The organism is uncultured Roseibium sp. (assembly GCF_947499295.1).
In the GTDB taxonomy this organism is placed as follows: domain Bacteria; phylum Pseudomonadota; class Alphaproteobacteria; order Rhizobiales; family Stappiaceae; genus Roseibium.
In genome coordinates this window covers 65732-89244 of the sequence record NZ_CANMNP010000013.1, presented here as the reverse complement: position 1 = coordinate 89244, position 23513 = coordinate 65732, and the positions used below count along the sequence as shown (strand labels likewise).

Sequence of the window (23513 nt, the reverse complement as noted above, 5' to 3'; positions counted from 1 at the left end):
TCCAACGTGCGACGGTCCGTTTTTATCCGGCATCGGCGTCCGGTCTATCGGTCCATGTCCGCGAAACTATTCAGGCAAATCCTGCTCAACGGAAACAATAGAGAACTCTCCCCGCCCCTTTTCCCTTGTGTAACGCATTTGGTGGCCGCAGCCCTCGATGATTTCACAGTCCAGAGCCAACGCTTCGCCATTCAGTGTCGCAGTCCTGCAAAAATAGCCGTCTTCCCAATACCATTCACCAACCAGATCTAGACCCTCCACGTGCCCGGAGATTTTACCAGTCGAGTGGATCGTGAAACGCAGCTCCTCCCCGACCAGCACCTTGTCCGCATAAGCCGCCACAAATTCCTTTCTGGAGGCGATACGGCGCCAAACGTCATCTTCCGTGGCCATGTTTTGCCCTTTCTCTCGATGATCTTGCCTGTTGTGCAAAAGCTTTTCCAGCGTTCCTCAATCGATGGAACGCTGTCACGCAGTGTCATTCTTGAATGTTTTCAACAACTCCGCGACGAGAGGGTTTGGAAAGCGTCTTTGCAGCATCACGGCAAAAAACTCTTCCTTGATACCCTCAAGTCGGCCAAGTTCCATCAAGGTTCCTGCAGCCAGTTCGTCCCGCACGACAATTGGCGGTATGACGGCAAGGCCAGCATTCTCGCGTGCAAGCAAACGCAACATCGCCATGTCGTCAGCTTCCGCGGCAATCTTCGGCACAATCCCGAGCTGCACCAGCAGCGCATCAAACGACGCCCTGAGTGCCGACTCCGGCGTCGGCAGGATCAAGGGTTCTTCTGCGAGCAACTTTGTCCAGGGGCGTTCAGCAAGCTCCGGCAGGCCGATTGGGCCAACCAGACTGACCGGTTGCTCGGACAGAGTGTGCACCAGATAGGGGCTCGAAGCGTCACGGGCCGGAACGAGGTTGGTAAGAACAACATCCGCTGAAAGCGCTTCAAGCGCTCTGAGGAGATCCCCTTGTGGACCAGACCTCAAGACAACTTCGACATCCGGCCGTCGGATCATCGGTTTCAGAAACCCGATCTGAAAATTCCGCGAAAGGGTCGCCAGCGAACCGACCCTGAGGACTTTGCGCTCCGTACCCGAGTGTCGAAGCGTAGCCGTCAGGTCCTCGGCTGTTCGAAATATCGCATCCGCGTGTTCAAGCGCGATCCGTCCGGCCTCGGTCAGCAAAAGGCCGCGCCCGCGCCGCTCAAAAAGATCATGCCCGAGAGCAGCTTCAAGTGTTTTGACCTGGGAGGACAAAGCAGATTGAGAAAGGTTCAAAACACGCGCAGCACCCGTCAGTGTTCCTTCTCGTGCAACGGCCCGAAACAGTCTCAGATGATGAAGGTTCAGCATAATTAGTTCCAAAAAATAGAACGAATTCTAATATAATATCTATTTTTTAAAATTAACGCCAGCCGCTATATGCACTGCGATACAAGAAACGATCGCGAGGTTCTCCATGTCGCAGCTCATTCCATTGACCCTACTGGCCCCGGCACTTCTGCTTGCAACAGCATTGCATGCAAGGGTTCAAACTGGCCGCCGACAGAGTCTCTCGGGGTGGTATTCAGAATACGCCGCACTTGCAGCCCTTTTACTATCCGCTATCGGCCTTGCACAGTTGCTCGCCTTCGGACCGGCGCAAATTGCGCTATTCGACGGTGCATTTGCGCTTGTAATTCGTTTGGATGCGATCAGCGCAGCGATGACGATACTTGTGGCATTCGTCGGCTGGATCGTCCTGCGCTATTCCCGCACGTATCTGGATGGGGAACCACGGGAAGGATCATTTCACGGATTGATGCTCGCAACGCTCGCCGCAGTGCTGTTCCTTGCGCAGTCGGGAAGTCTTCCGGTTCTTGTGATCGGGTTTATCGGCGTTGGATTTGGCCTGCGCAGGCTGTTGCTCTTTTATCCTGAACGTGCTGCAGCACACAGGGCGGCCACCAAATTTGCCATCGTCTGGCATGCCGGCGATCTGGCGCTGATCCTGAGCAGCGCATTGTTCATATCCGCCTATGGAACTGCAGACCTTCGAGCGCTTGTCCAGGCTGTGAAACCAGAGCTTTCCCTCACGCAGCATCTTGCCATCGCCTTTCTTGTCGCTGCCGCAGTTTTGAAAACTGCAACTTTCCCGCTCCACGGTTGGCTGACGGAGGTCATGGAAGCACCCACTCCGGTTTCCGCACTTCTCCATGCAGGTATCATCAATGCCGGCGGATTCTTGTTGATCCGGACTGCCGAACTTGTTCAGGCCAGCCCAGGCTCCATGGGTGTGCTCGTTGCCATTGGCGGTTTGACGGCCCTGTTCGGTGCAGTGGTCATGCTGACCCAAAGCGCCATCAAAACGGCTCTTGCTTGGTCGACGATTTCGCAAATGGGCTTCATGCTGCTTCAGTGCGGTCTGGGCTTGTGGCCGCTCGCACTCCTGCATATCGTTGCTCATTCGCTATACAAGGCACATGCATTCCTGTCATCAGGCGGGGCAATTGCCGCAGTTGCCGGAGTACGCAAGCCTGGCCCGATTGCCGTACCGAGTTTGGCAAATGTCGCAAAATCGTTTGCGATAGCTCTGGTTCTTTATGGCGCGCTTTCCCTGGTCTTTGCTTTGATTGCCGGTCCCAAGTCACCGCAAGTATTGGCTATTGGAGCAATCTTGATCTTCGGTGTCTCCTACCTCGTGGCCCAGGGCCTCGCAGACGAGGCGCCCTCGGAACTGACCTATCGGACATCTGTTCTGGCCACCGTTGTTGCGTTTGCCTATTTCGTCTTTCAGCAGACCTCCTACATGGTCTGGGGCTCTTCTTTGCCGGCAGCACCGGATCCCGGGACGCTGGAATGGGCACTGATCACGTTGGCAGTCCTGTCGTTCGGTCTCGTAGCCTTCGCACAGGCGCTCTTTCCACTCTGGACATATCATCCTTCAACGGCCGGCCTGCGCGTCCATGTGGCAAACGGTCTTTATCTCAACGCCCTCCTTGATCGCTTCGTTGGCGGTTATCAGGTCACAAAGTTCAAGTAAGCCGGGGAAAAGACACATGTTCATCAAACACGCTCAATTCACGTCCGCCCGGAAGTCAGGCATCTTACAGGCTGGCGAGACTGCCATCCGTGCCATCCCCCCCGCTTTCCCGCTTGACGCCACGGTTGCGGTCAATCCTTTTCTCGGTCAGGTGAATGAAGACCTTGCAGGTGCGTCGGCACGCCTTGCCCGTGTTGCCGGTGTCAACCTAACGCAGCCTAGAAAGGCTCATTTTGACGATATCCAAACCGGACGCATCGGAGACGAAGATCTGACCGCGGCTCTGGACGCGAGCTCCTCGCCCTTGAAACCTGGCAACCTCGAAACTTTGAAAGACCGTGCCTCACAGCCCGCGCGGGAGCCCAAGACTGCAAGCACAATCGCAGAACTTGCTGCAACCGCATCTGGAATCGACTGGCCATCCGTCATCTCAAGAACATTCGGGCTTTGGGCTTCAGGTCACTTTGACAGGGGACAGGCACTGTGGACACCAGCACCTGACGAGGGAGCCTTTATGGCCTGGCGCGCTTGGGCCAGCCGGGACCTTACCCCCGAAATTGCAGGTCTTAGCGGATTTTGCTCGCATGTTTCGGCAGCCCCTGACACCGCCGAACAAGCTGTCCTGAAAACGACGGACACTCTTGGACTCAGCATCGCCGCTGCAGAAACGGCATTTCATCGCCTCCTGATTGACCTTGGCGGCTGGGCACAACACGCCCGCTGGCTGCTCTGGCAAGCTGAATTAAATGGCGGAACGGACGCAACCCTTGCCGATATTTTGGCCATTCGGCTGATCTGGGAGGAAGCTCTGCTCACCCGTTTCCCCGAGATCAACGACCAATGGAAGGAGGAAATCTCAGCGCACGAGGCACCGCTTTCAGCGTCTGGTGATCAGGTGGTCGATGCCATCCTGCAAGAAGCAGCCGAGCGTGCTTACCAGCGCGAAATCGTATCCAAGCTTGGAACCTCCAACGCTGGGCTCAAACGACCGGCGGTACAAGCCGCCTTTTGTATCGATGTTCGCTCCGAGGTGTTCCGGCGCGCTCTTGAGAGCCAGAGTGCAGGCATAGAGACCATCGGATTTGCCGGCTTCTTCGGCCTGCCACTTGCGCACACAGACCATGGATCGGATGTCGTTGAAAACCACTTGCCGGTCCTGCTGAAACCCGCGCTGACGTCTACCAGTCAAGGTGACAAAAAAGCTGAACACAAAGAACGGGTCGGGCGCCGTGTGCTTCGGGCCTTTGATCGGTTTCGCCAGGCTGCGGTTTCCTCGTTTGCGTTTGTTGAGGCTGCCGGTCCGCTATATGGGCTCAAACTGGTCGGGAACGCTATTGGTATGTCCGGCAAAAAGTCTGGGCGGTCGCCAGTGCCCCACATTGATCCGGATCTGGGGGCAGAAACAAAGGTTGAAATTGCGGCATCCGTTTTGAAGGCCATGAGCCTGACAAAGGGTCTTGCACCGACGGTCCTTCTCGTTGGCCACGGAGCGCAAATGACCAACAATCCCCACAAGAGTGCCTATCACTGTGGCGCATGCGGCGGGTATTCAGGAGAAGTTTCCGCCCGGTTGCTGGCATCATTGCTCAATGATCCAGAAACCCGCAAGGGACTTCCCGCAAAAGGCATCGAAGTGCCTTCAGACACCCGCTTCATTGCAGGTCTCCATAACACGACAACGGACAACGTAACCCTTTATCTGGAGGATTGCGGACGAAGCGGAACAGAAGTTCGTTCCCTTGAAAAGTGGTTAGAGCAAGCAGGCGCAGAGGCGCGCACCGAACGTGCTCTGCGGCTGCCGGGAGCCAAAGCCGCCACTATTGCATCCAGGGCCATGGATTGGTCGCAGATCCGGCCCGAATGGGGTCTTGCTGGATGCGCCGCTTTTGTAGCGGCCCCGCGGTATGTCACTGCAACTGCCGATCTGGAAGGCCGCGCCTTCCTTCACAGCTACGATTGGCAAACGGACGAAGACTTCAAGACCCTGGAACTGATCCTGACGGCACCGATGGTCGTGGCAAGTTGGATCAGCCTGCAATATTACGGGTCTTCGGTTGCCCCCAAAGTCTTCGGGGGTGGCAACAAGCTGATCCACAACGCGGTTGGCGGTATTGGCGTCGTCGAAGGAAATGGCGGCAACTTGAGGCCTGGCCTGCCTTGGCAAACCCTCCATGACGGCAAGGCACTGGTTCACAAACCCTTGCGGTTGTCCGTACTGATCGAAGCACCACAGGAAGCAATATCGACCATCCTTCAGGCGCATCCGGAAGTCGAAACCCTTTTCGACAATGGTTGGCTGCATCTCTTTGCAATGAAAGAGGGCTCGGTTGTAAGTCGCTATCGGCCCGGTGGCGCCTGGTCAGGCGAGGAACATCTGAAAAGGGCCGCCTGAGCCTTCAGTGTTACCGTGGATTGAATAATCAGCGCCGGTGGCGGTGTATTCGCCATCACCGGTTGGCGCGTTGTTGCAACGCTCAGAACGCAACCCGGTCTCCGCCCTTCAGATCGAGGATTTCCCTTGCTTCTTCAGGTGTTGCCACGTCGCACCCCAGCTCTTCGACAATGCGGCGGATCTTGGCGACCTGTTCCGCATTCGATCGCGCCAGTTCGCCCCGCGCTATAAATAGGCTGTCTTCAAGCCCGACACGCACGTTCCCACCCATCTGGCTGGCAGTGGTGGCCATGGGGATCTGGGCGTTGCCGGCTGCCAGGATCGACCAGCGATAGTCATCTCCAAACAGCTTGTCGGCAGTCTTTTTCATGAACACGAGATTGTCGATGTCCGCTCCTATCCCCCCCAGAATGCCCATGACAAACTGAATGAAGATCGGTGCCTTGAACAATCCGGTATCCATGCAAAATTTCAGATTGTAGAGGTGACCGACATCATAGCACTCATGCTCGAATTTGATGTTATGAGGGGCAAGTGTCTCGGCCGCTTCGCGGATATCCTTGAAGGTATTTCGAAAGATATTGCCGTCGGAATTGGCGACATAGTCGCGCTCCCAGTCAAACTTCCAATTGTCGTATCGTTTGGCAAGCGGATGGAACGAAAAGTTCATGCTTCCCATATTCATCGAACACATTTCAGCACTGAAAGTTGCCGCCGGCCTGATCCGGTCCTGAATGGACAGTGTTAGGGATCCGCCCGTTGAAATATTGATGACGGCATCGGTTGCCTGCTTGATGCGCGGCAGGAACGGTGCAAAGTCGGCTGGATCGACTGATGGAGCGCCCGTTTCGTTGTTGCGCGCATGAAGATGCAATATGGATGCCCCTGCTTCTGCCGCTTCAATCGCCTGCTCGGCAATAGCATCATAGGTATAGGGCAGAGCGTCAGACATCGTGGGCGTGTGGATGGCACCGGTCACCGCGCATGTGATGATGGTTTTGTTGCGTTTGCCGGCCAAGACCGCCTCCTCATTTTTCCGATTTGTTTTTCACGACCCGGCGCGACAGCGGGAAAAGCTCCAGCCCCGTGCGTTCCTTCAGAGTCCCCCACAGGCCTTTGGGGGCTTTCAGCATGACCACAATGGCCACAACACCAAGAATGAGAAGGTAAGTCGTACCCAGATCCGAGAGTGTTTCCCGCAGCAGGAAGAACACGATTACACCGATGATTGGCCCTTCCAGCGTTCCAATGCCACCAATGACGACGATGAAAATGACAAAGGCTGTCCAGTCATTGACATTAAAGGCCGCATCCGGGGAAATCCGGAGTTTTTGCAGGAAGATCAAGGCACCGGTCATCGCCGTCAGACCCGCTGCAATAATGTAGACGATGAATTTGTGCCGCCAGATATCGATGCCAAAGCTCTCCGACGCCACCTCGCTGTCGCGTATCGCGGTCAACGCCAGACCATTGCGGGACCGCAGCAGCAAATAGATCACCACGAGCACCAGAACGGCCATTCCAAGCGCCAGCCAGTAAGTCGTTGCTTCACGCATTGAACGGTTAGAGGCCATGCCACGCACAATGGCCACGGGCAGGCTTGTGCCGGACCCACCACCGAGTGCGGAAACTTGCGCAAATGACAGACGGAACACTTCAGCGATCACCCAGGTTCCAATCGCGAAATAGGCACCCCGCAGTCTGAAGATAAGCAAGGCCACGGGCACGGCGACAAGGGCTCCGAGCAGCCCGGCCAGGGGTATGGCAACAATCGGCGAGACACCGGCAAAGATCGCAAGCGCGAAGAGCATGTATCCGCCGAAGCCGACGAAAGCCTGCTGACCGACCGAGACCAGGCCCGCATATCCGGCGAGCAGGTTCCAAAGACATGCAAGAGAGAGATAGAGAAACATCTCGCTCAACAACCTCATGTCGGCCCGGCCTGCCCACCAGGGCGCTGCTATCAAACCTGCAACGATCAGAATACCGACCACCGCTGCAGTCCGGGTCACCGTCGAAGATCGGGAAATCGAATAAGTTGTCGTAGTCATCAGTCGATCCTCGGAAACAGTCCGCGGGGCCTGACGGCAAGCACGAAAAGAAAGGCGATGTGGCCGGCAAGAAGCTGCCACCCCGGATTGATCTGTGCACCGATGTTCTGGCTGACGCCCAGGATGATGCCGCCGATCAAGGTGCCCCAGAGGTTGCCGAGGCCACCGATAATGACGGCTTCAAATCCAAAGATGAGGCGTCCAGGACCGATAGACGGATCGAAACTGGTTCGAATGCCGAGAAAAACTCCGGCAATGGCGACCACCGCCAGGGATAGGGCCATCGCAAGCCCGAAGACATGTGCCTTGTTCAGACCCATGAGTTCAGCAATGTCCTGTTTGTCGGAAACGGCCCGGAACGCCCTGCCAAGCGCAGAGCGGTAAAACACCCATTGCAAACCGGCAATCACCGCAACGGCCACCAGGAACATGACGAGTGGCAAGACGCCGATGTTGAGATCTCCAGGCAATGCAATGCTTGCCGTCTCGATCGGACCTGCGCTCATCTTTTGAGGGTCGGCGCTATAGATTTCCAAAAGCCCGTTCTGGATGATAACGGAAAGCCCGAAGGTCACCAGCAAGGGGGGCAGTATGTCATCTCCAAGCGTTTGATTGAGAACGCCGCGCTGCAGCACATATCCCAACCCAGCCATGGCCGGAACCACCAGGAACAGTGCCAGCAAAGGTGAAATCCCGAGAACAGAAGTCACTGAAAGCCCCAAAAAAGCCGCCAGAACGATGAAGTCACCATGCGCAATATTCACCAGGCGCATCACACCGAAAATGAGCGAGAGACCGGCGGCGAAAAGCGCATAAAGCCCTCCGAGCAAGATCCCTTGAATGATGGCGTTGATCCAGTCCATCTCAAACTCCGAAATAAGCGGCGCTGATATCGTCGCGGTTCAGCGTCTCCGGACGCCCTTCCAGGGAAATCCGGCCTTCCTGAAGGCAATAGACCCGGCTCGAAACACTCAGGGCTTTGGCAACGTCCTGCTCCACGATGATGGCACTCATGCCCTCGCCGATGATGTCCGGCAGTGCCTGGTAGATCGACTTGATGATGATGGGTGCGAGCCCAAGGCTGATTTCGTCGAAAAGCAGTATTTGCGGGTTCGACATCAACGCACGTCCAATGGCGACCATCTGTTGCTGACCACCTGAGAGTGCCGTTGAAGGAACGTTCCTCCGCTCCTTCAGGATCGGGAACAACTCAAAAACCTTCTCGAGCGACCAGGGACCCTTCCGACCCAATTGCCCGCCAATGATGAGGTTCTCTTCAACCGAAAGCGATTGAAAAAGCTGACGCCCTTCCGGGACCATGGCAATGCCTGCCGCGGCCACCTGATCGGCACGCCGCGCACCGATTGCCGCACCATTCCAGAACACCATGTCGGGTTTGTTTTTGATCAGCCCGGTGATGGAGCGCATCAGTGTCGTTTTGCCTGCACCGTTGGCACCGATGATGGCTATAACTTCCCCGGGGAACACATCAATCGAAATTCCGAAGAGCGCTTGGAAATCGCCGTAATAGGCTTCAAGAGCCTGTGTGGACAACAATGCATCAGCCATCGGCATCCACTCCCATGTAAATTTCCTGAACCTCTTGGCTCGCCATGGTTTCCTTCGGATCGCCGTCAGCGATCTTCCTGCCGAAATCGATGACGATCAGTCGGTCGACCACCGAGAGAAGCGCATGAACGATGTGTTCGATCCAGATGATCGACAGACCGGTCTTGCGGATCGTGTTGATTGTCGTGACAAGATCGTGGCACTCCTTTTCCGTCAGGCCGCCGGCAATCTCGTCCAGAAGCAAAACCTGTGGCCGGGCGCACAAGGCGCGCGCCAATTCCAGCCGCTTGCGGCCAAGAAGTGTCAGCTTGCCTGCCGGATCGTTGGCACGGTCGATCAGGCCGGTCAGCTCCAGCACCTCAAGGCAATGCGCATTGGCCGCAGCAAGTGTATTCTGTGTTCCGTGCGTGGCAGCGACCAGTGTGTTCTCAAAGACCGTCATCCTGGAAAAGGGCTGCGGGATCTGGAACGAACGCGCGACACCAGCCCGGCAGCGTTTGGCTGCCGAATGCCGGGTCACATCCTGTCCGTTGAGAAAGATCGCTCCTCTGTCGGATCGAACTGTCCCTGTGATCAGATTGAACATTGAGGTTTTGCCAGCGCCATTTGGTCCGATCACACCCAATGCCTCACCGCTCCTAAGTTGATAACTCAGGTCTTCGGCCACGGTGATCGCGCCATATGCTTTGGAAACGGATTGTAGTTCAAGGACCGGTTTCATGCAGACCTTCAGAGCTGGTGTCATAAAATGGCTGACGCGCGGCCTCGCAGCCACGCGCCGTCCAGGCATCACGAAAGCAACTGTAAGGTCCCCGTGGTCGGGATCTCAGGTGCGCTGTGATTGGAGGTGATCACCAGCTCCATTCCATTTGCTCCCTTTTGCCACTGACCGGCAACCAGCGGCGTCTTGGATACATTCTTGACCGGACCAAAGTCCCAGTTCACATGACCAACGACAGTCGCCAGATCGGTTTTGGAGATGGCTTCCAGGATCGCATTCGGATCATCCAGATCGGCACTGCGTCGGATAATGTCTGTCGTAACTTCAAAGAGCGCGTGCTTGAAGCCGATAGGCTGTGTCCACGGCCGGCCGGACGATGCCGTATACCCTTCCGCGAGCTGCTTCGCCGAGACGCCCGTCAGCGAGGAGCTGAAAGGATGGTCCGGTGTCCACCAGATTTCCGATGTCAGCCCATTGCCACGCTCACCCAGGGATTCAATGACAGACGGGAAAAGGAGAGCCTTGCCGATGGTCACCACCTTCGGATTGAAGCCCTGTTGCGCGGACTGCGACCAGAAAGTTCCGAAGTCGGGCGGTATCATATTGCCGGTAATGATGTCACATCCCGCTTCCTTGAAAGCCGAGATCTGGCTTGAGAAATCATCGGTCAGAGGTTGATAGCGGCCAGGGTCCGTCAGCTCAAAACCACTTCCAATCAGGGCAGGTGGAAACCCGTGAATCTCATCGCCCCAGGCATTGCCATCCGCATCATTGGGGAAAAGCCCGCCAACCTTGCGTTCAACACCGCTTTCTTCCCATAGCGCCAGGAAAGCTTTGATGACGTCTTCAAGGCCCCAGAAGAAATGATAGGTGTAGTCAAATCCAGTTGCCGGATCGCCGTTTCTTCCAAAGAAATACGGTTGCCACGGGCAATCCGTTGTGACGCAGGGTACTTCGTTCAGCTCGGCCTGGTCAGATACCGGATTTGTTGTGTCCGGCGTGGAGGCCGCAACAATGATGTCGACTTCATCACCCAGGATCAGCTCCGAGGCCACTTCCGCGGCACGGTTCGGGTTGGATTGGCTGTCCTTGGAAATGATTTCTACCTGGTAGGTCTTGCCGTTGTTCTCAACACCGGCCGCAAGCACCTTGCGAATGCCTTCAAGAACATAGTCATCGGCCTCGGCAAAGCCCGCCAGAGGGCCGGTCCGCGGACTGACGTGGCCGATCTTGACTACCGGATCCGCAGCATAGGCACGCGTGCGCGTCAAGATCGCCGGCGCGGCCAGCCCGGCCGATGCTCCAGCCAGAAATCCACGGCGGGTGATACCTTTTTTCTTCCCAATCAGCGTCATCATCTTTCCTCCCAGATGCGCTCAAGATTTAAGCGACTGTCACGTCAGGATCGTTTCGAGCTTCCTAAGGTGAGTAGCGACACGCGTTCGGACATCCTCCATGTCTTCCTGCGTCCAGCTCATAAATCCTTCACCGCTTTTCATGCCGAGCTTTCCGGTTTCAACCAGATCGCGCAGGTAGGGTGAAGGAGCTGGCCGGTTGTCGAGGTCGGCCAGGACATTTTCATGAATATCGAGTGTCAAATCCGTGCCCACGAGATCGGCATTGGCAAGCGGGCCGAGCACCGATAGGCGGCGCCCGAAGCTGGCATTGACAACCTTGTCGACGGCCTCTGCCGTGCAGACGCCGCTTTCCACCAGATAGATGGCTTCACGCCACATGGCGTGCTGAAGGCGGTTGCCGATGAAACCGGCAACATCCTTTTCAACACGCACTGGCGTTTTGCCAACTGAAGTCAGCAGCTCGATGGTTTTTTGGATTGTTGCTTCATCCGTCCATTGCGTCTTGATAACTTCTACGAGCGGGATCAGATGAGGCGGGTTCCACCAATGTGTGCCGAGAGCACGGCCCTGATGTTTCAGATCCGCCATGATGGTGGTGATCGGTATGACCGAGGTGTTGGACGCCAAAATGGCGTTGGTGGGCGTATGCTGCTCCACGTCTTGAAATAAGGCACGCTTCAGCTCAGGTTTCTCAGGAGCCGCCTCAAACACGAAGTCGGCTTCTCGCACGCATGTGCTCATCTCTTTGCCAGCCGTAATACGGCCTTGAACTTCTGCAATCTCGGCGTCCTTGACCCCCATGGCACCAAGGCTTTTGGAAACGCGTTCAGGCAAGGTGTCGAGACTGGCCTGAAAGGCATCGAAGACGTTGACCTTGTGTCCTGCTCGGGCAAACGTCAGAGCAATACCGTGCCCCATCAGTCCTGCGCCAAGTACGGCTATGATGAAGGATTGAGCCATCGTTCAGCCTGCCGTGTAGCCGCCATCGGCGTAAAGTATGTGACCGGTGTAGAAGTCCGATGCGTGGGACACCAGAAACAACAATGGCCCGATCAAATCTTCCGGTTCACCCAAACGCCCTTTCGGCACACGGGCGATGAAGCCTTTGCGGAAACCCTTGGCCGTATCGTCCTCCTCGAACATCCACGCTGTCAGAGGAGAGCGGAATACGGTCGGAGCTATGGCGTTGACTGTGATGTTCTCTTCGCCGAGTTCGCACCCAAGAGCCTTGGTAATGCCGTCAACGGCAGCCTTTGACGCGCAGTAGGCCGTATATCCGGCCGGATGACCAAGCAGGCCGCGCGCTGATGAAACCAGCACAATCTTTCCGCCAGTAGACTGCTGCTTCATTTTTTTGGTGGCAGCCCGTGTCAGAAGCCAGGACTGGGTCACGTTGGCTTCCATCACCCCGTCAAAATCCTTCGGAGTGAGCGTATCGATCTTCGCAACCTTGTTCATTCCTGAAGCGACAACAAGAATATCCAGCGACCCGAAGCGCTCCACGGCAAGATCGGCAAGACCGTCGCAAACTGTCTCATCAGTCGGGCGCACGGCCTTCGTGACAACATCAGCGCCGAGTTTTTCACACTCGGTGGCCACTTCGCCCAAGGCCTTCTCGTTGCCAGCTGCCAGGACCAATTTGCATCCCGCGCCCGCAAGGGCTCTTGCAGCGACCGCGCCAAAGGCTCCCGAAGCGCCGGTAATCAGCGCAACTCTGCCCGAAACATCAAACAATCCCAGCGGGTTTTTCCAGGCATTACTCATGTCTTTGCCTCCGGTGGATACGGGATCACGACGAGCATGGTGCAAACGAGGTTTGACCGGTTCTCGATCGTGCGCACTTCATTCGGCGCGATGGTGCAGCTGTCGTATTTTCGCAAAACAGTCTCAGCTCCTTCGGTCATCACAGTCATCTCACCATCCAGGACGACGTAGACCTTCTCAAAGGGCGTTGAATCGGGCCCTGCGCCTCCGCCAGGCAGGAATTGACTAAGTCCGACCCACTGGTTTTCCGGACCACCTTCTTCGAACCCTTGCAGCCGCAAACCGACCACATCCCGATGGTTTGGCGCCTCGTACGGGGCAGCGTCTTCAAAGCGTTTCACATGCATTGTTGCCCTCCCGAACCTTGTGCATGAAGGCCGCCCACAACAGGCAACCCGTGATGCTGGATCAGAAGCTTTCGCCTGCCTCGATACGGTACTGCTGACCACGGTCGATCATCGCCACAAGCCGGATGATGCACCCATCGCCCCGGTCCCAGTTCCATGGGAAAAATGCAAACGTGCAGCGTTTTCCAGTGACTGCATCCAGATCGCCGCCAACATTTTCAATGCCAAGAATACCGTTGCTGAAAAGCTTGTTGTGAACCGGTTCCCACTCGGGAAAATCGTCTTTCCAGTCGCGGCCGCCGGACCACTCAAGATACTCCTGCTCCAGATGCGGTAGGATCGGGCCATTGCGCTGCGGACCGATGGCCGTTGCAAGCGGATGATCATTTGCCTGGGTATCGTGTCCCACGACCTTGATGCCCTTCTCCACGATCCAGTCGGCGGCGGAAGGAACGAGGCCGGGACAATAAGCAAAATAGTCGCCATCCTCATATTGCTTGTGCCAGCCCGTATTGATGACCAGAACATCGTTCTTGCGGATTGCGTGGCCGCAGGCCTTCTCCAGATCGTCGCCTGTAATCGGTTCCCACCTCTTCTTTGGCACCGAGACAACCAGCCCGGACCCGAAAAAATGAGGCAAAGGCACTTCGTCGATGAACGGTGTTCCGGGAACGACATGAGCCGGAGCATCGATGTGGGTCGTTACATGCATCGTGGTGGTGATTGTCTGGGACAGCACACCGGACTTGGCCATGTAGTGCTTCCGTTCAATCTGGACATCTTTGAAATACGGCCAGTTCGGGCACTGAAACCCATAGCGGTGCGACAGGTTATAGAACTCGACGCCCATATCGTTGTTCAGGTTTTCCTGAAACTCGATCCCGCGAATCATCACTGACATTTTTGATCCTCCCGAAGGTCAGTGCCAATCTGTATTGCTTTACGGTACGAGTGTATCATAATGCGGTCAAGTGTTTTCTCGACATGATGGGCGAATTTGCTATATGCAGACGGTATCACGCTGCTTTAGCATGTGATTCCAGACCGGAGCTGGACCAGAAGAACGGCGGAAAGAGTTATGATCACCGAAAGGAAAGCGCAATCAAATCAAGGCGTTCAAGTTATTTCACGAGCAGCCGAGATTTTGCGTATTCTAAAAAAAGACAACTCCGGACTGAGTCTTGGCGGCATCGCTGAACGCGTACACCTGCCCCGTTCTACGGTACAGCGCATCGTGAATGCGCTCATTGCTGAACGTCTTGTCATGGCAAGTTCTGCCGAGGGTGGCCTAAGGCTCGGACCGGAAATCCAGTCACTTGCGGCCGCTGGCCGGATCAACATGGCCGAGCTCATTCGGCCTGTTTTGGTCGACCTCTCTTCGAAGACAGAAGAGACCGTTGACTTGGCTGCCTTCAGGGAAGACCACATGGTCTTCGTCGATCAGGTGATCGGCTCCCACCGCCTTAGAACTGTCTCCGCCGTTGGTGAAGTCTTTCCCATGACAACAACAGCCAACGGCAAGGCCGCCCTCTCTCTGTTCGAGGACGATGCGCTCGTTTCAATCGCAGCGCCGGAATTGAAAGCGACCGAGGACGACCCCAAACCATTGTCAGAGTTCATGCGGGAAATCGAAGATATCCGGCAAACCGGCATCGGTTGGGATCTGAATGAGCACACGGACGGCATTTCAGCCGCCGGTTTCGCCTTCAGAGATCCGATGGGTCAGATCTATGCGGTATCGATACCTGTTCCCTCCCACAGGTTCACGCGCCTCAAAAGCACCCTCGCGGAACTCCTTCTCCAGGCAAGAAAATCAATCCTGCAGCTTCTCTGAGCGCGGCAGCTTGACGATGATCCCGGCAGTACCCTGAAACCCGTGAACCGTTTGCTCAGGTCTGGTCGTCGATTGGGTTCGGCCCGGTATAAGACCAGCGATAGTCCGGCGGTGTCGGCCCCTTGTTCCGGCCACCCTGGTTCATTTGCTCCCAGGCATGCGCAATCACGCCGACCGACCTCGACAGGCAAAAAAGCCCCCGAGCGAGTTGCCCGGCGAAACCGAGCTCTGCATACACAACAGCGGTCGCCCCATCGATATTCATGGGTACCGGCTTGCCTTTTCTGGTGTTCAGGATCTTCTGGATTTCCCGCCCGATGTCTGCAAACCGACCGCTCACGACACCTTCGGCGGCGGCCGTGTCCACAAGACCAAGCAGGCGTGGTGCCCGTGGGTCTTCTGGCTTGTGAAACCTGTGACCAAAACCCGGCACGAAAGCTGTCCGCTCTGCCTGCCAACGGTCAATCATCTTCGTTGCGACCTCATTCAGGCCAAGGCCATCATCCCTGGCTGCATCAATCCAGCCAAAAAGTTCCACAGCCTGTTCACCCGCACCTCCATGGACGTCGTCAAGCATATTGACTGCAGATGCCATTGCGCCGTTGAGACCAAGCCCACAGGTAACCGCCATGCGTGCAGCGGCTATCGACGGCGCTTGCGGACCATGATCAACCGCCGCCACAAGGGCGCACTCCAAAAGCTTTGCCTGTTCGGGGGTCGGCAAATCGCCTCTGGTCATCAGCCAGATCATCTGCGGAAATGTCACGTTGCCGATCAGCTCTTCGATCGGTCGCCCACGAAGCCGGATCTGGCCGGGCGCCATGTCTATGATTTCTGTTGCCCACCAGTCGGATACATCTTTGCCCCCGTTGCTCATAATGCACCATCGCTTTGAAGGTCTTCCAGCTCTTGGCTGCTAAGACCAAGCCCGCCCCAGATTTCATGATTGTGCTCACCAAGAAGCGGTGGCGGTGTAGACACCTTGGGTGCATCGCCATCCAGCTTGATCCCGGTCGTCGTCACGGCGATATCCCGATCGACACCAGGCACTTGTTGGAAGGTATGCAGGAAGCCCCGATCGGCGATTTGCGGCATTTGCAACACTTCTGGCACAGTCAGGACAGCTCCGGACGGCACACCGATGCGATTGAGTTCCTTTGCCCAATCGCGCGCTGGGCGCGTTTTTAGAACCGTCTCAAGCTCGGCCTTGAGCGCCAGACGGTTTTTCTTCCTGTCCTCGCGTGTTGCGTATTCGGGGCGCGCGCGCAGTGCGCTCAAGCCCAGGTGATCTGTGAGCAAGACCCACTGTTCGTCCTTGTTAGCTGCGATATTGAGAAGCCCGCTACCTGCCTGAAAGGCTCCAGACGGTGCAGATGTGACATTCTCATTGCCGTTCGCTGCGGGTTCAACACCGGCATTCAGGTAATTGGAAACCACCCAGCCCATGGTCGCAAGCACCGATTCAAGCATGGAGACATCGATGAAGCTGCCCCTCGGCGAAGCATTTAACGCTGAAGCGACCGCAAATGCTGCGGTAATACCTCCGACAGTGTCTGCGACCGGGTATCCGACGCGCAACGGCGCGCTTTCGCCGTCACCGGTGATCGACATGACGCCGGATGCTCCCTGAATGATCTGGTCATACGCCGGACGATGGACCCAGGGTCCGTCCTGTCCGAATCCGGAAATCGCGCAATAGATCAGTTCAGGCTGTTCTTTCTTGAGTGCTTCGTAACCGACCTGCAAACGGTCCATTACTCCTGGTCGGAAGTTTTCCACCAGCACGTCTGCGGACCTGACAAGCTTGATGAAAAGCGCCCTTCCCTTCGGGTGTTTCAGATTGACGGTGACAGATTTCTTACCCGCATTCTGCGCGAGAAAAGAAACGCCCATACCTTTCTCGTTCAGGTCGGGATCAGCGCCAAGCTTGCGCGCCAGGTCACCGCGGCCCGCGGCCTCGACCTTGATCACTTCCGCCCCAAGATGCGCCAGGTGGTGGCAGCAAAATGGACCGGCCAGAACATTGGTCAGGTCGAGGACCCGAATCCCTTCAAGAGGTTTCGACACCTGATGTGTCCCTTCGTGCTGCCGTCATCAATCGCCGTCAGCGACACCCTCTGCACGCAGGCGAGCACGGCGTGCTCTGTAGCCGGGCAGAACAACCAGAACAACGGCAAGGATCAGCAAACCGAGCGTCATCGGCCGTTCCCAGATGAATCCGACACCGTCGTAAAGCTGCATGGCGCGGGAGAAGTTGTTCTCAAGCAAAGGCCCGAGAATGAACCCGATCAGCAACGGCGCGAGTGGATAGTCTGCAAAGCGGAACAGCGTTGCGCAAATCCCGAAGCCGACGAGGAGAAGAAGCTCCGTGGCGTTGTTCTGGCCGATATAGGCGCCCATCAACGTAAAGAACAGGATGAACGGGATCAGATAGTTGCGTGGAACCGCCAGTACCTTCGCGATATAGGGGATCAGTGGCAGATTGAGGATCAGCAGCACAAGGTTGCCGAGATACATGGAGATGATGACGGCCCAGAAAATCTGAGGCTCATCGACCATCAGGCGCGGGCCGGGACTGACATTCAACGCAATCAGCGCACCCAGGAGGATCGCTGTCGTACCCGAGCCAGGGATACCAAGTGTCAGAAGCGGAACAAATGAACCGGTGCAGGCGGCATTGTTGGCGCTTTCCGGCGCGGCAATGCCTTTCACTGAGCCTTTGCCGAACTCTTCCTGCTCTTCCTTGTTCGCGATATTGCGTTCGACCGCATACCCGAGGAAAGAGGCAATCGTCGCTCCCGCACCCGGCAGAACACCGATAAAGAAACCCTGAAGCGACTGCCGGCCGATCACCGGCGTGATTTTGCGCGCTTCGTCCTTGGTAATCCGCAAGTTCTTGATCTTGCCACCATCGCTGCCGTCGCCGGTTTTTGAGCGCGCAGGGTCAAGCACAAGGAAGATGGCTTCAGGGAGCGCGAACATGGCCATGGCGAGTGTGATGAAGCCAAAGCCGGACTGGAGATCCATGACCCCCATGGTGAAGCGCGGCATGTTGAAAAGAACGCCTTCGCCAACGGTCGCCATCATCAGTCCAAGGAACGTCATCAGCAGCGCCTTGCCGACCTGTCCGGTGCCGGCAAATGCGGCAATCGCCGACAACCCGACAACCATCAGTGCGAAATACTCGGACGAATGGAACAACAGCGCAACGGAGGCCAGCGCCGGCGCAAAGACCATCAGCAGGACCGCACCGATGGTGCCCCCCGCAAACGATGAGATCGCGGCAACCGTCAAAGCCTTTCCAGCCTGTCCCTTACGCGCTAACGGATAGCCGTCGAAGGAGGTCGCAACAGTTGAAGCAACGCCTGGAGCATTGATCAGAATAGAAGAGGTTGAGCCGCCAAAAACTGCACCATAGTAAACACCAGCAAGCAGGATCAGTGCGGCTGACGGATCACCGATTGTGATCGCGACCGGGATCATAATGGCAATGATCGACATCGGACCAAGCCCGGGCAGCATGCCGATAAAGGTACCGATCAGACAGCCGCCAACGACCATCATGATGTTTGTGAAAGTGAAGGCCGTTGCAAGGCCTGTCAGAAGTCCTTCAAGCATCTCAGCCTCCAATCAGAAAAGACGGGAATGGACTTAAGAAGATGCCTAGCACCACGTCCACAAGGTACCAGACCGTGCCAGCGGCAATGGCCGCGACCACGATCATCATGACATAGCGGCGCTCACCGAGAATGTAGCTGCCAACCGTGAGAAAGAGAAAGGTGGAGGTAAGGAACCCAAGCGGCCGCAGCAGCAGCGCATAGGCAACCATCAGGCCCAGCAGCAGAACAGCCTGACCGACCTTATATTCATGAAGACGCGACAGATTGATATCGGCAGCGTCTTTCTTGTCAGGGGATTTTTCAAGACCGAGCAGAATACTCAGCGAAAGAAGAATTCCGCCAATGGCCAAGACTTTGGGAAAGCTTGATGGCCAGATTGGGCTGCGTTGCATGATCGGCGGCAAAAGCGCGTCCATGGTGAAGTAAGCTGCATAGCCATAGGCTAGGCAGATCAACAAGATGACTAGTGCCAGCCAGCGATCAAGCGCCATCGTTCCCCCCGTTTTTTTGGATTAGGCGACACGCCCGGGGAGTCCCGGACGTGTCTTGCGTATCAGCTTTGCTGAACGATGATCAGAGGAAGCCGAGCTTCTTCATCAGATCGCCGATGGACTTTTCCTGCTCTTCAAGGAAGGAACGGAAGTCGTCACCAGGATTGTGGATATTCACCCAACCGTTGCGAGCACGAACTTCTTCCCACTCATCGGTTTCGTACATTTTGGCAATTGCGCCCTGGTAAGCGGCCAGCTTGTCTGCCGGAAGACCAGGTGCAGCAAAGAAACCGCGCCAGTTGACGAAAGTGGTGTCGTTGCCTTGCTCGACCATGGTCGGTGCATCTGCATAGGCCTCAACACGCTCAGGCGCCGTCACACCAATGATGCGCACTTCACCCGCCTTGGCCAGTTCAACGGCTTCAGAGAAGCCCGTGGAAACGGCCTGGACTTCACCGGAAAGCAGACCAGCCATGGTCTTGCCGCCACCGTCATAAGGCACGTATTTCATGGCAACCGGGTCAGCGCCCGCTGCCTGGAACACCATTGCAGCGACCAGATGGTCCATACCACCCGGCACGGAACCGCCACCGATCGCGGTCCCGGCAGGATCCGCGTTGAAAGCCTCGATCAGGCCGTTGACATCCTTGATTTCGCCGTCGGCAGGCACCACGAGTGCTGCATAGTCGCCGATTGTACCGGCAACCAGGGTCAGATCACGGAAGTTCTGCGGAAACACACCCGTCAACGAACGGATCACGATCGGCGTGGAGTTGACCATGAGCGTGCCATGGTTGCTGTCGGCGTTTTCGATCAGGAAACCGATCGCTTTGCCACCGCCGCCGCCGGACATATTCTCATAAGAAGCTGTGCCAACAAGGCCGGCCTTTGTCAGGGCTTCACCCGTACCGCGCGCAGTTCCATCCCAGCCACCGCCGGCACCGCCGGGGATGAGAAAGTGAATGCTGTCGACAGCAGGTTCTGCAAAGGACGGAGTTGCAAATGAGAAAGAGACCGCAGCAGCAGCCAGAACGACCCGTCGGGTCATTTTCAAAAGTGTCATATTATCCTCCCAGACACGCTGGGGCTTAACGAGCCCCTTGCAAACAACAAAAGTATTGGGAAAGCTGACAGGAACCTGTCACGCTAACAAAAAACAACGACAAACGGCTGAATTGGCATGCGCTTCCTACTGATCGAGGACAATGAGAAACTGGCAAAAGCCATCGTCGAGCGCATGAGCCTTGACGGTCATGTCGTTGATCATGCACCCGATCTGGAAACGGCCGCTGTCTGTTTGGCCAGCACCGGCTATGAGCTCATACTGCTTGATATCATGTTGCCCGACGGGGATGGGCGCACCTTCCTGGAAAGACACCGCACAGGCGACAACGATACGCCGGTCATTGTTTTGACAGCACGTTCCGAAGTGTCGGACCGCGTCCGGATGCTCGACCTTGGTGCGGACGACTACATCACCAAACCATTCGACTTTTCCGAACTCGAAGCCCGCTGCAGAGCAGTGCTTCGGCGACGACAGGGCGCATCGCGAAATCAGAAAACCTTCCAGGATGTTGTGTTCGATCCTCTAGCGGGAACCGTTGCGGTTGCCGGAAACGTCTCGGACCTCAGGAACCGGGAACTGCGGTTGCTCGAGGTCTTTTTTTCAGCTCCTGACATGATCTTTTCAAAGTCGCACCTTGTCGATCGCTTGTTCTCCTATGACGAAGACGTTTCGGAAAATGCCATCGAGGTCTACGTGGGGCGTGTCCGGAAAAAGCTTCAGGGAGGGCGCGTCAAGATTGAAACAGTGCGAGGCGTTGGCTACAGGATGACGGCCTCATGACAGCCGTCCGCACACGAGGCTCGCTCAGACGGCGACTTCTCCTTCAATTGCTGCTTGTTGCGGCCATACTGTCGGTGGCACTCTATTTCACGGTACGTGCGCTCGCTCAGCAGGCGGCTGAAACCACCCAGGACAACATCCTGATTGCCTCGGCAACCGCGATATCTGAGGCTGTGCGCGCCGAGCGTGGCCAGATCCTTGTCGACGTGCCCTATTCAGCCTTGTCGATGCTTGGGTCAATAGCCGAAGAACGGGTGTTCTACCGCATAACTGCAGACGATCTGACCGTCACAGGATACGATGACCTGCCAGTGCCGTCTGCCACTATTGACGCTGGCAATCCGGTTTTTGCGACGGCCATCTACCGCGGTGACGAAGTACGCATCGCAGCCCTTCCAAGACGGTTGACCGTGGCCGATGAAACAGTGATTTTGACTGTCCTTGTCGCTCAGACACGTCTGGGACTTGCCGCCGTTTCTCTGCAGATCTCAATTGCTGCGGCAGCTGCCGGCATTGGATTTTTCGTACTCTCCGGAGCGCTCAGCTGGTTTGCGACCAACAACGCCATGCGGCCATTGAACAGGCTTGCCCAGTCAGTCGCGCGCCGTGGTCCGCAGGACTTGAGCCCGGTCGAAACGTCGGCCCCGACCGAGCTGGTTCCCTTGCTGCAGTCTCTCAATACATTCATGGGTCGGCTCAGTGCTTCACTTGCAAGAACCGAAGATTTTATCGCCGAAGCCGCGCATCACGTGCGCACGCCGCTCGCAACTGTCAGAACCCAGTCTGAGATCGCCATGCGCAGCGTGCGAAAACCAGAGAACAAACAGATCCTGCGAGAAGTCATTCGTGCTGCGGACGAGAGTTCGCGCTCCGCTGGTCAGCTGCTCGACCACGCCATGGTCGCGCTCCGCTCAGACAATCTTGAAAAGGAACGCCTCCATGTGAGGGAGCTCGCTCAGGATGTGATCAGGTCGATCAGCCCGACTGCAGACTTGAAGGATATTAGGATCACCTGCTCCGGCTCGGACACGATCGGGTCGGTGGAAGGCGATCCCATCCTGCTGCAGAACGCGTTGCGAAACCTTCTGGACAATGCCGTCAAGTATTCACCAGAAGACAGCATCATCAAGGTGGAAATCCTGCAATCTGGATCAACCGTCAGGGTCGATGTCATCGACGAGGGACGCGGTCTCGGTGATGGCGACCGGCAACACCTGACCGAGCGGTTCGGCCGGGGTAACAATGTCCGTGACATTATTGGCTCCGGGCTTGGACTCACCATTGTTGAGGAAGTCATGCGGGCTCACGGCGGCACGCTGAAACTGTCGGACAACCCGGAAAAGAGAGGCACATGCGCGTCCATATCCTTACCGTTGGCCTAATCGCCTGGTGCTGCGCCTTGATCACCACGGCGAGCGCTTTCGTCGCCGAAGAAGAGCGCTTGTTTGAGGTCGAAAATCGTACGGCAACGCTCAACATTCTGTCGACCGGCGATCTCAACATCTTCGCGCCGCTCATCGAGGCCTATCAGGCCCGAAACCCGGGCATAGAGGTCCGCTATGTCACCGCCTCCAGCAGCGAGCTGATGAAGGCACTTTTTGAAGAGAATGCGGAATTCGACATTGCTATGTCATCGGCAATGGACCTGCAGACGAAGCTCGTCAATGACGGTTTCGCCTTGCGTCACGTGTCGGCGGAAACCAGCACCCTACCCGACTGGGCCAAATGGCGGGACCGTCTGTTCGCCTTTACCCAGGAACCTGCGGTGCTGGCCTTTTCCAAATCCTCATTTCAGGGTTTGCCGACGCCGACCAACCGGGATGAACTGATCGCGCTGTTGCGTGAGAACCCGGATCGTTTCAACGGCAAAGTCGGGACTTATGACATCCGGGAAAGCGGTGCAGGCTATCTGTTTGCAACACAAGACTCCCGGCAATCGGAGTCGCTCTGGCGTATGGCCGAGGTGATGGGCAGATTGAATGCACAGCTTTATTGCTGCTCAAGCCAGATGATCCAAGACGTTGCCGATGGACGGCTGGCGCTCGCCTATAACGTGCTTGGCAGCTACGCGGCAGCACATCTGCCAGACAACCCGGATCTGGATGTCCTGCAATTCAACGATTTTACCACCGTCATGCTGCGGACTGTGCTCATTCCCAAGACAACCCAGGACGTGGACCTGTCCGGCCAGTTCATAGACTTCCTGGTATCGGGTTCCAATCGTCAGCTCATCGAGGAACTGACCGGCTTGCCCGCGATCGATCCGGGTGTTTTGCAGCGCGAGGCAGCCTTTCGTCCCATCCGTCTCGGTCCCGGCCTGCTCGTTTATCTGGACCAGCTCAAGCGTCGCACGTTCATCCGCGCCTGGCTGAACGCTATGGTACAGCCATAGGTACGGGCCCTAGTGTTCGTGTCGGGCGTCAAGCAAGGAACGGTTCCTCGGACAGAAGAACAAAACAAACGTGATCCGGGTAACTTTCGCTGAGATCGCAGGCCGG

23 protein-coding genes are annotated in these 23513 nt (G+C 56.5%); 6 read left to right on the top strand and 17 right to left on the bottom strand.

All coding sequences use genetic code 11. The features are described 5' to 3' along the window. Positions 1 to 66: 66 nt before the first annotated feature. Positions 67 to 393, bottom strand: a complete 327-nt coding sequence (locus tag Q0835_RS19295; RefSeq protein ID WP_298821838.1) for a hypothetical protein — start codon at positions 391 to 393, stop codon at positions 67 to 69. 75 nt (positions 394 to 468) lie between these two features. After that, on the bottom strand, positions 469 to 1353 hold the full coding sequence (locus tag Q0835_RS19290; protein ID WP_298963812.1) for a LysR family transcriptional regulator: 885 nt from the start codon (positions 1351 to 1353) through the stop codon (positions 469 to 471). A 106-nt stretch (positions 1354 to 1459) separates the two neighbouring features. Here Q0835_RS19290 and Q0835_RS19285 point away from each other — a divergent pair, with 106 nt between their 5' ends. Continuing rightward, positions 1460 to 3022: a proton-conducting transporter membrane subunit gene (locus Q0835_RS19285; RefSeq protein ID WP_298963810.1), complete on the top strand. Its 1563-nt coding sequence runs from the start codon at positions 1460 to 1462 to the stop codon at positions 3020 to 3022. A gap of 16 nt (positions 3023 to 3038) precedes the next feature. Beyond that, positions 3039 to 5414: a DUF2309 domain-containing protein gene (locus tag Q0835_RS19280; RefSeq protein ID WP_298963808.1), complete on the top strand. Its 2376-nt coding sequence runs from the start codon at positions 3039 to 3041 to the stop codon at positions 5412 to 5414. Positions 5415 to 5496: 82 nt separating this feature from the next. Here the strand turns inward: Q0835_RS19280 and Q0835_RS19275 are convergent, their stop codons facing one another. The 10 genes from Q0835_RS19275 to Q0835_RS19230 all read right to left on the bottom strand — a co-directional run bounded on the left by Q0835_RS19275 (position 5497) and on the right by Q0835_RS19230 (position 14125). Beyond that, positions 5497 to 6432, bottom strand: coding sequence for a 3-keto-5-aminohexanoate cleavage protein (locus Q0835_RS19275; protein WP_298963806.1), 936 nt, complete (start codon positions 6430 to 6432; stop codon positions 5497 to 5499). Positions 6433 to 6442: 10 nt separating this feature from the next. Beyond that, positions 6443 to 7465, bottom strand: coding sequence for a branched-chain amino acid ABC transporter permease (locus Q0835_RS19270; protein WP_298963805.1), 1023 nt, complete (start codon positions 7463 to 7465; stop codon positions 6443 to 6445). Beyond that, a complete protein-coding gene (locus tag Q0835_RS19265) occupies positions 7465 to 8328 on the bottom strand; it encodes a branched-chain amino acid ABC transporter permease (protein ID WP_298821826.1) in 864 nt (287 codons plus the stop codon). Before Q0835_RS19265 ends, Q0835_RS19270 begins: the two co-directional genes overlap by 1 nt. Position 8329: 1 nt before the next feature. Further along, complete coding sequence (locus Q0835_RS19260) at positions 8330 to 9040, bottom strand: ABC transporter ATP-binding protein (protein WP_298963804.1); 711 nt, start codon at positions 9038 to 9040, stop codon at positions 8330 to 8332. Further along, the gene (locus tag Q0835_RS19255; RefSeq protein WP_298963803.1) at positions 9027 to 9755 is read right to left on the bottom strand and encodes an ABC transporter ATP-binding protein; all 729 of its coding nucleotides are present in this window, start codon (positions 9753 to 9755) and stop codon (positions 9027 to 9029) included. The genes Q0835_RS19260 and Q0835_RS19255 overlap by 14 nt, the downstream gene beginning before the upstream one ends. A gap of 68 nt (positions 9756 to 9823) precedes the next feature. Then, positions 9824 to 11110: an ABC transporter substrate-binding protein gene (locus Q0835_RS19250; RefSeq protein WP_298821848.1), complete on the bottom strand. Its 1287-nt coding sequence runs from the start codon at positions 11108 to 11110 to the stop codon at positions 9824 to 9826. 39 nt (positions 11111 to 11149) lie between these two features. Continuing rightward, on the bottom strand, positions 11150 to 12073 hold the full coding sequence (locus tag Q0835_RS19245; RefSeq protein WP_298963802.1) for a 3-hydroxyacyl-CoA dehydrogenase family protein: 924 nt from the start codon (positions 12071 to 12073) through the stop codon (positions 11150 to 11152). A 3-nt stretch (positions 12074 to 12076) separates the two neighbouring features. Next, positions 12077 to 12877, bottom strand: coding sequence for an SDR family oxidoreductase (locus Q0835_RS19240; RefSeq protein ID WP_298963800.1), 801 nt, complete (start codon positions 12875 to 12877; stop codon positions 12077 to 12079). Continuing rightward, positions 12874 to 13224, bottom strand: a complete 351-nt coding sequence (locus tag Q0835_RS19235; RefSeq protein ID WP_298821817.1) for a cupin domain-containing protein — start codon at positions 13222 to 13224, stop codon at positions 12874 to 12876. Before Q0835_RS19235 ends, Q0835_RS19240 begins: the two co-directional genes overlap by 4 nt. 61 nt (positions 13225 to 13285) lie before the next feature. Then, complete coding sequence (locus Q0835_RS19230) at positions 13286 to 14125, bottom strand: cyclase family protein (RefSeq protein WP_298963799.1); 840 nt, start codon at positions 14123 to 14125, stop codon at positions 13286 to 13288. Between the two features lie 177 nt (positions 14126 to 14302). On the opposite strand from Q0835_RS19230, the gene Q0835_RS19225 reads away from it, so the two are divergent. Further along, positions 14303 to 15058: an IclR family transcriptional regulator gene (locus Q0835_RS19225; protein ID WP_298963798.1), complete on the top strand. Its 756-nt coding sequence runs from the start codon at positions 14303 to 14305 to the stop codon at positions 15056 to 15058. Between the two features lie 55 nt (positions 15059 to 15113). Here Q0835_RS19225 and Q0835_RS19220 read toward each other — a convergent pair whose 3' ends face one another. The 5 genes from Q0835_RS19220 to Q0835_RS19200 form a co-directional block, all read right to left on the bottom strand. Continuing rightward, on the bottom strand, positions 15114 to 15935 hold the full coding sequence (locus Q0835_RS19220; protein WP_298821810.1) for a citryl-CoA lyase: 822 nt from the start codon (positions 15933 to 15935) through the stop codon (positions 15114 to 15116). Beyond that, positions 15932 to 17125: a CoA transferase gene (locus Q0835_RS19215; protein WP_298963797.1), complete on the bottom strand. Its 1194-nt coding sequence runs from the start codon at positions 17123 to 17125 to the stop codon at positions 15932 to 15934. Before Q0835_RS19215 ends, Q0835_RS19220 begins: the two co-directional genes overlap by 4 nt. A gap of 27 nt (positions 17126 to 17152) precedes the next feature. Next, positions 17153 to 18676 (bottom strand): tripartite tricarboxylate transporter permease, encoded by a 1524-nt coding sequence (locus tag Q0835_RS19210; RefSeq protein ID WP_298963796.1) that lies wholly within the window; start codon positions 18674 to 18676, stop codon positions 17153 to 17155. A gap of 1 nt (position 18677) precedes the next feature. Further along, the gene (locus tag Q0835_RS19205; RefSeq protein WP_298963795.1) at positions 18678 to 19169 is read right to left on the bottom strand and encodes a tripartite tricarboxylate transporter TctB family protein; all 492 of its coding nucleotides are present in this window, start codon (positions 19167 to 19169) and stop codon (positions 18678 to 18680) included. Positions 19170 to 19251: 82 nt separating this feature from the next. After that, on the bottom strand, positions 19252 to 20232 hold the full coding sequence (locus tag Q0835_RS19200; protein WP_298963794.1) for a tripartite tricarboxylate transporter substrate-binding protein: 981 nt from the start codon (positions 20230 to 20232) through the stop codon (positions 19252 to 19254). A gap of 117 nt (positions 20233 to 20349) precedes the next feature. Here Q0835_RS19200 and Q0835_RS19195 point away from each other — a divergent pair, with 117 nt between their 5' ends. From Q0835_RS19195 to Q0835_RS19185, 3 genes are read left to right on the top strand one after another with little or no spacing between them, the layout of a single operon-like run. Then, a complete protein-coding gene (locus Q0835_RS19195) occupies positions 20350 to 21015 on the top strand; it encodes a response regulator transcription factor (protein ID WP_298821801.1) in 666 nt (221 codons plus the stop codon). Beyond that, positions 21012 to 22397, top strand: coding sequence for a sensor histidine kinase (locus Q0835_RS19190; RefSeq protein ID WP_298821799.1), 1386 nt, complete (start codon positions 21012 to 21014; stop codon positions 22395 to 22397). Before Q0835_RS19195 ends, Q0835_RS19190 begins: the two co-directional genes overlap by 4 nt. Continuing rightward, the gene (locus tag Q0835_RS19185; protein WP_298963792.1) at positions 22367 to 23407 is read left to right on the top strand and encodes an extracellular solute-binding protein; all 1041 of its coding nucleotides are present in this window, start codon (positions 22367 to 22369) and stop codon (positions 23405 to 23407) included. Before Q0835_RS19190 ends, Q0835_RS19185 begins: the two co-directional genes overlap by 31 nt. Positions 23408 to 23513: the final 106 nt, after the last annotated feature.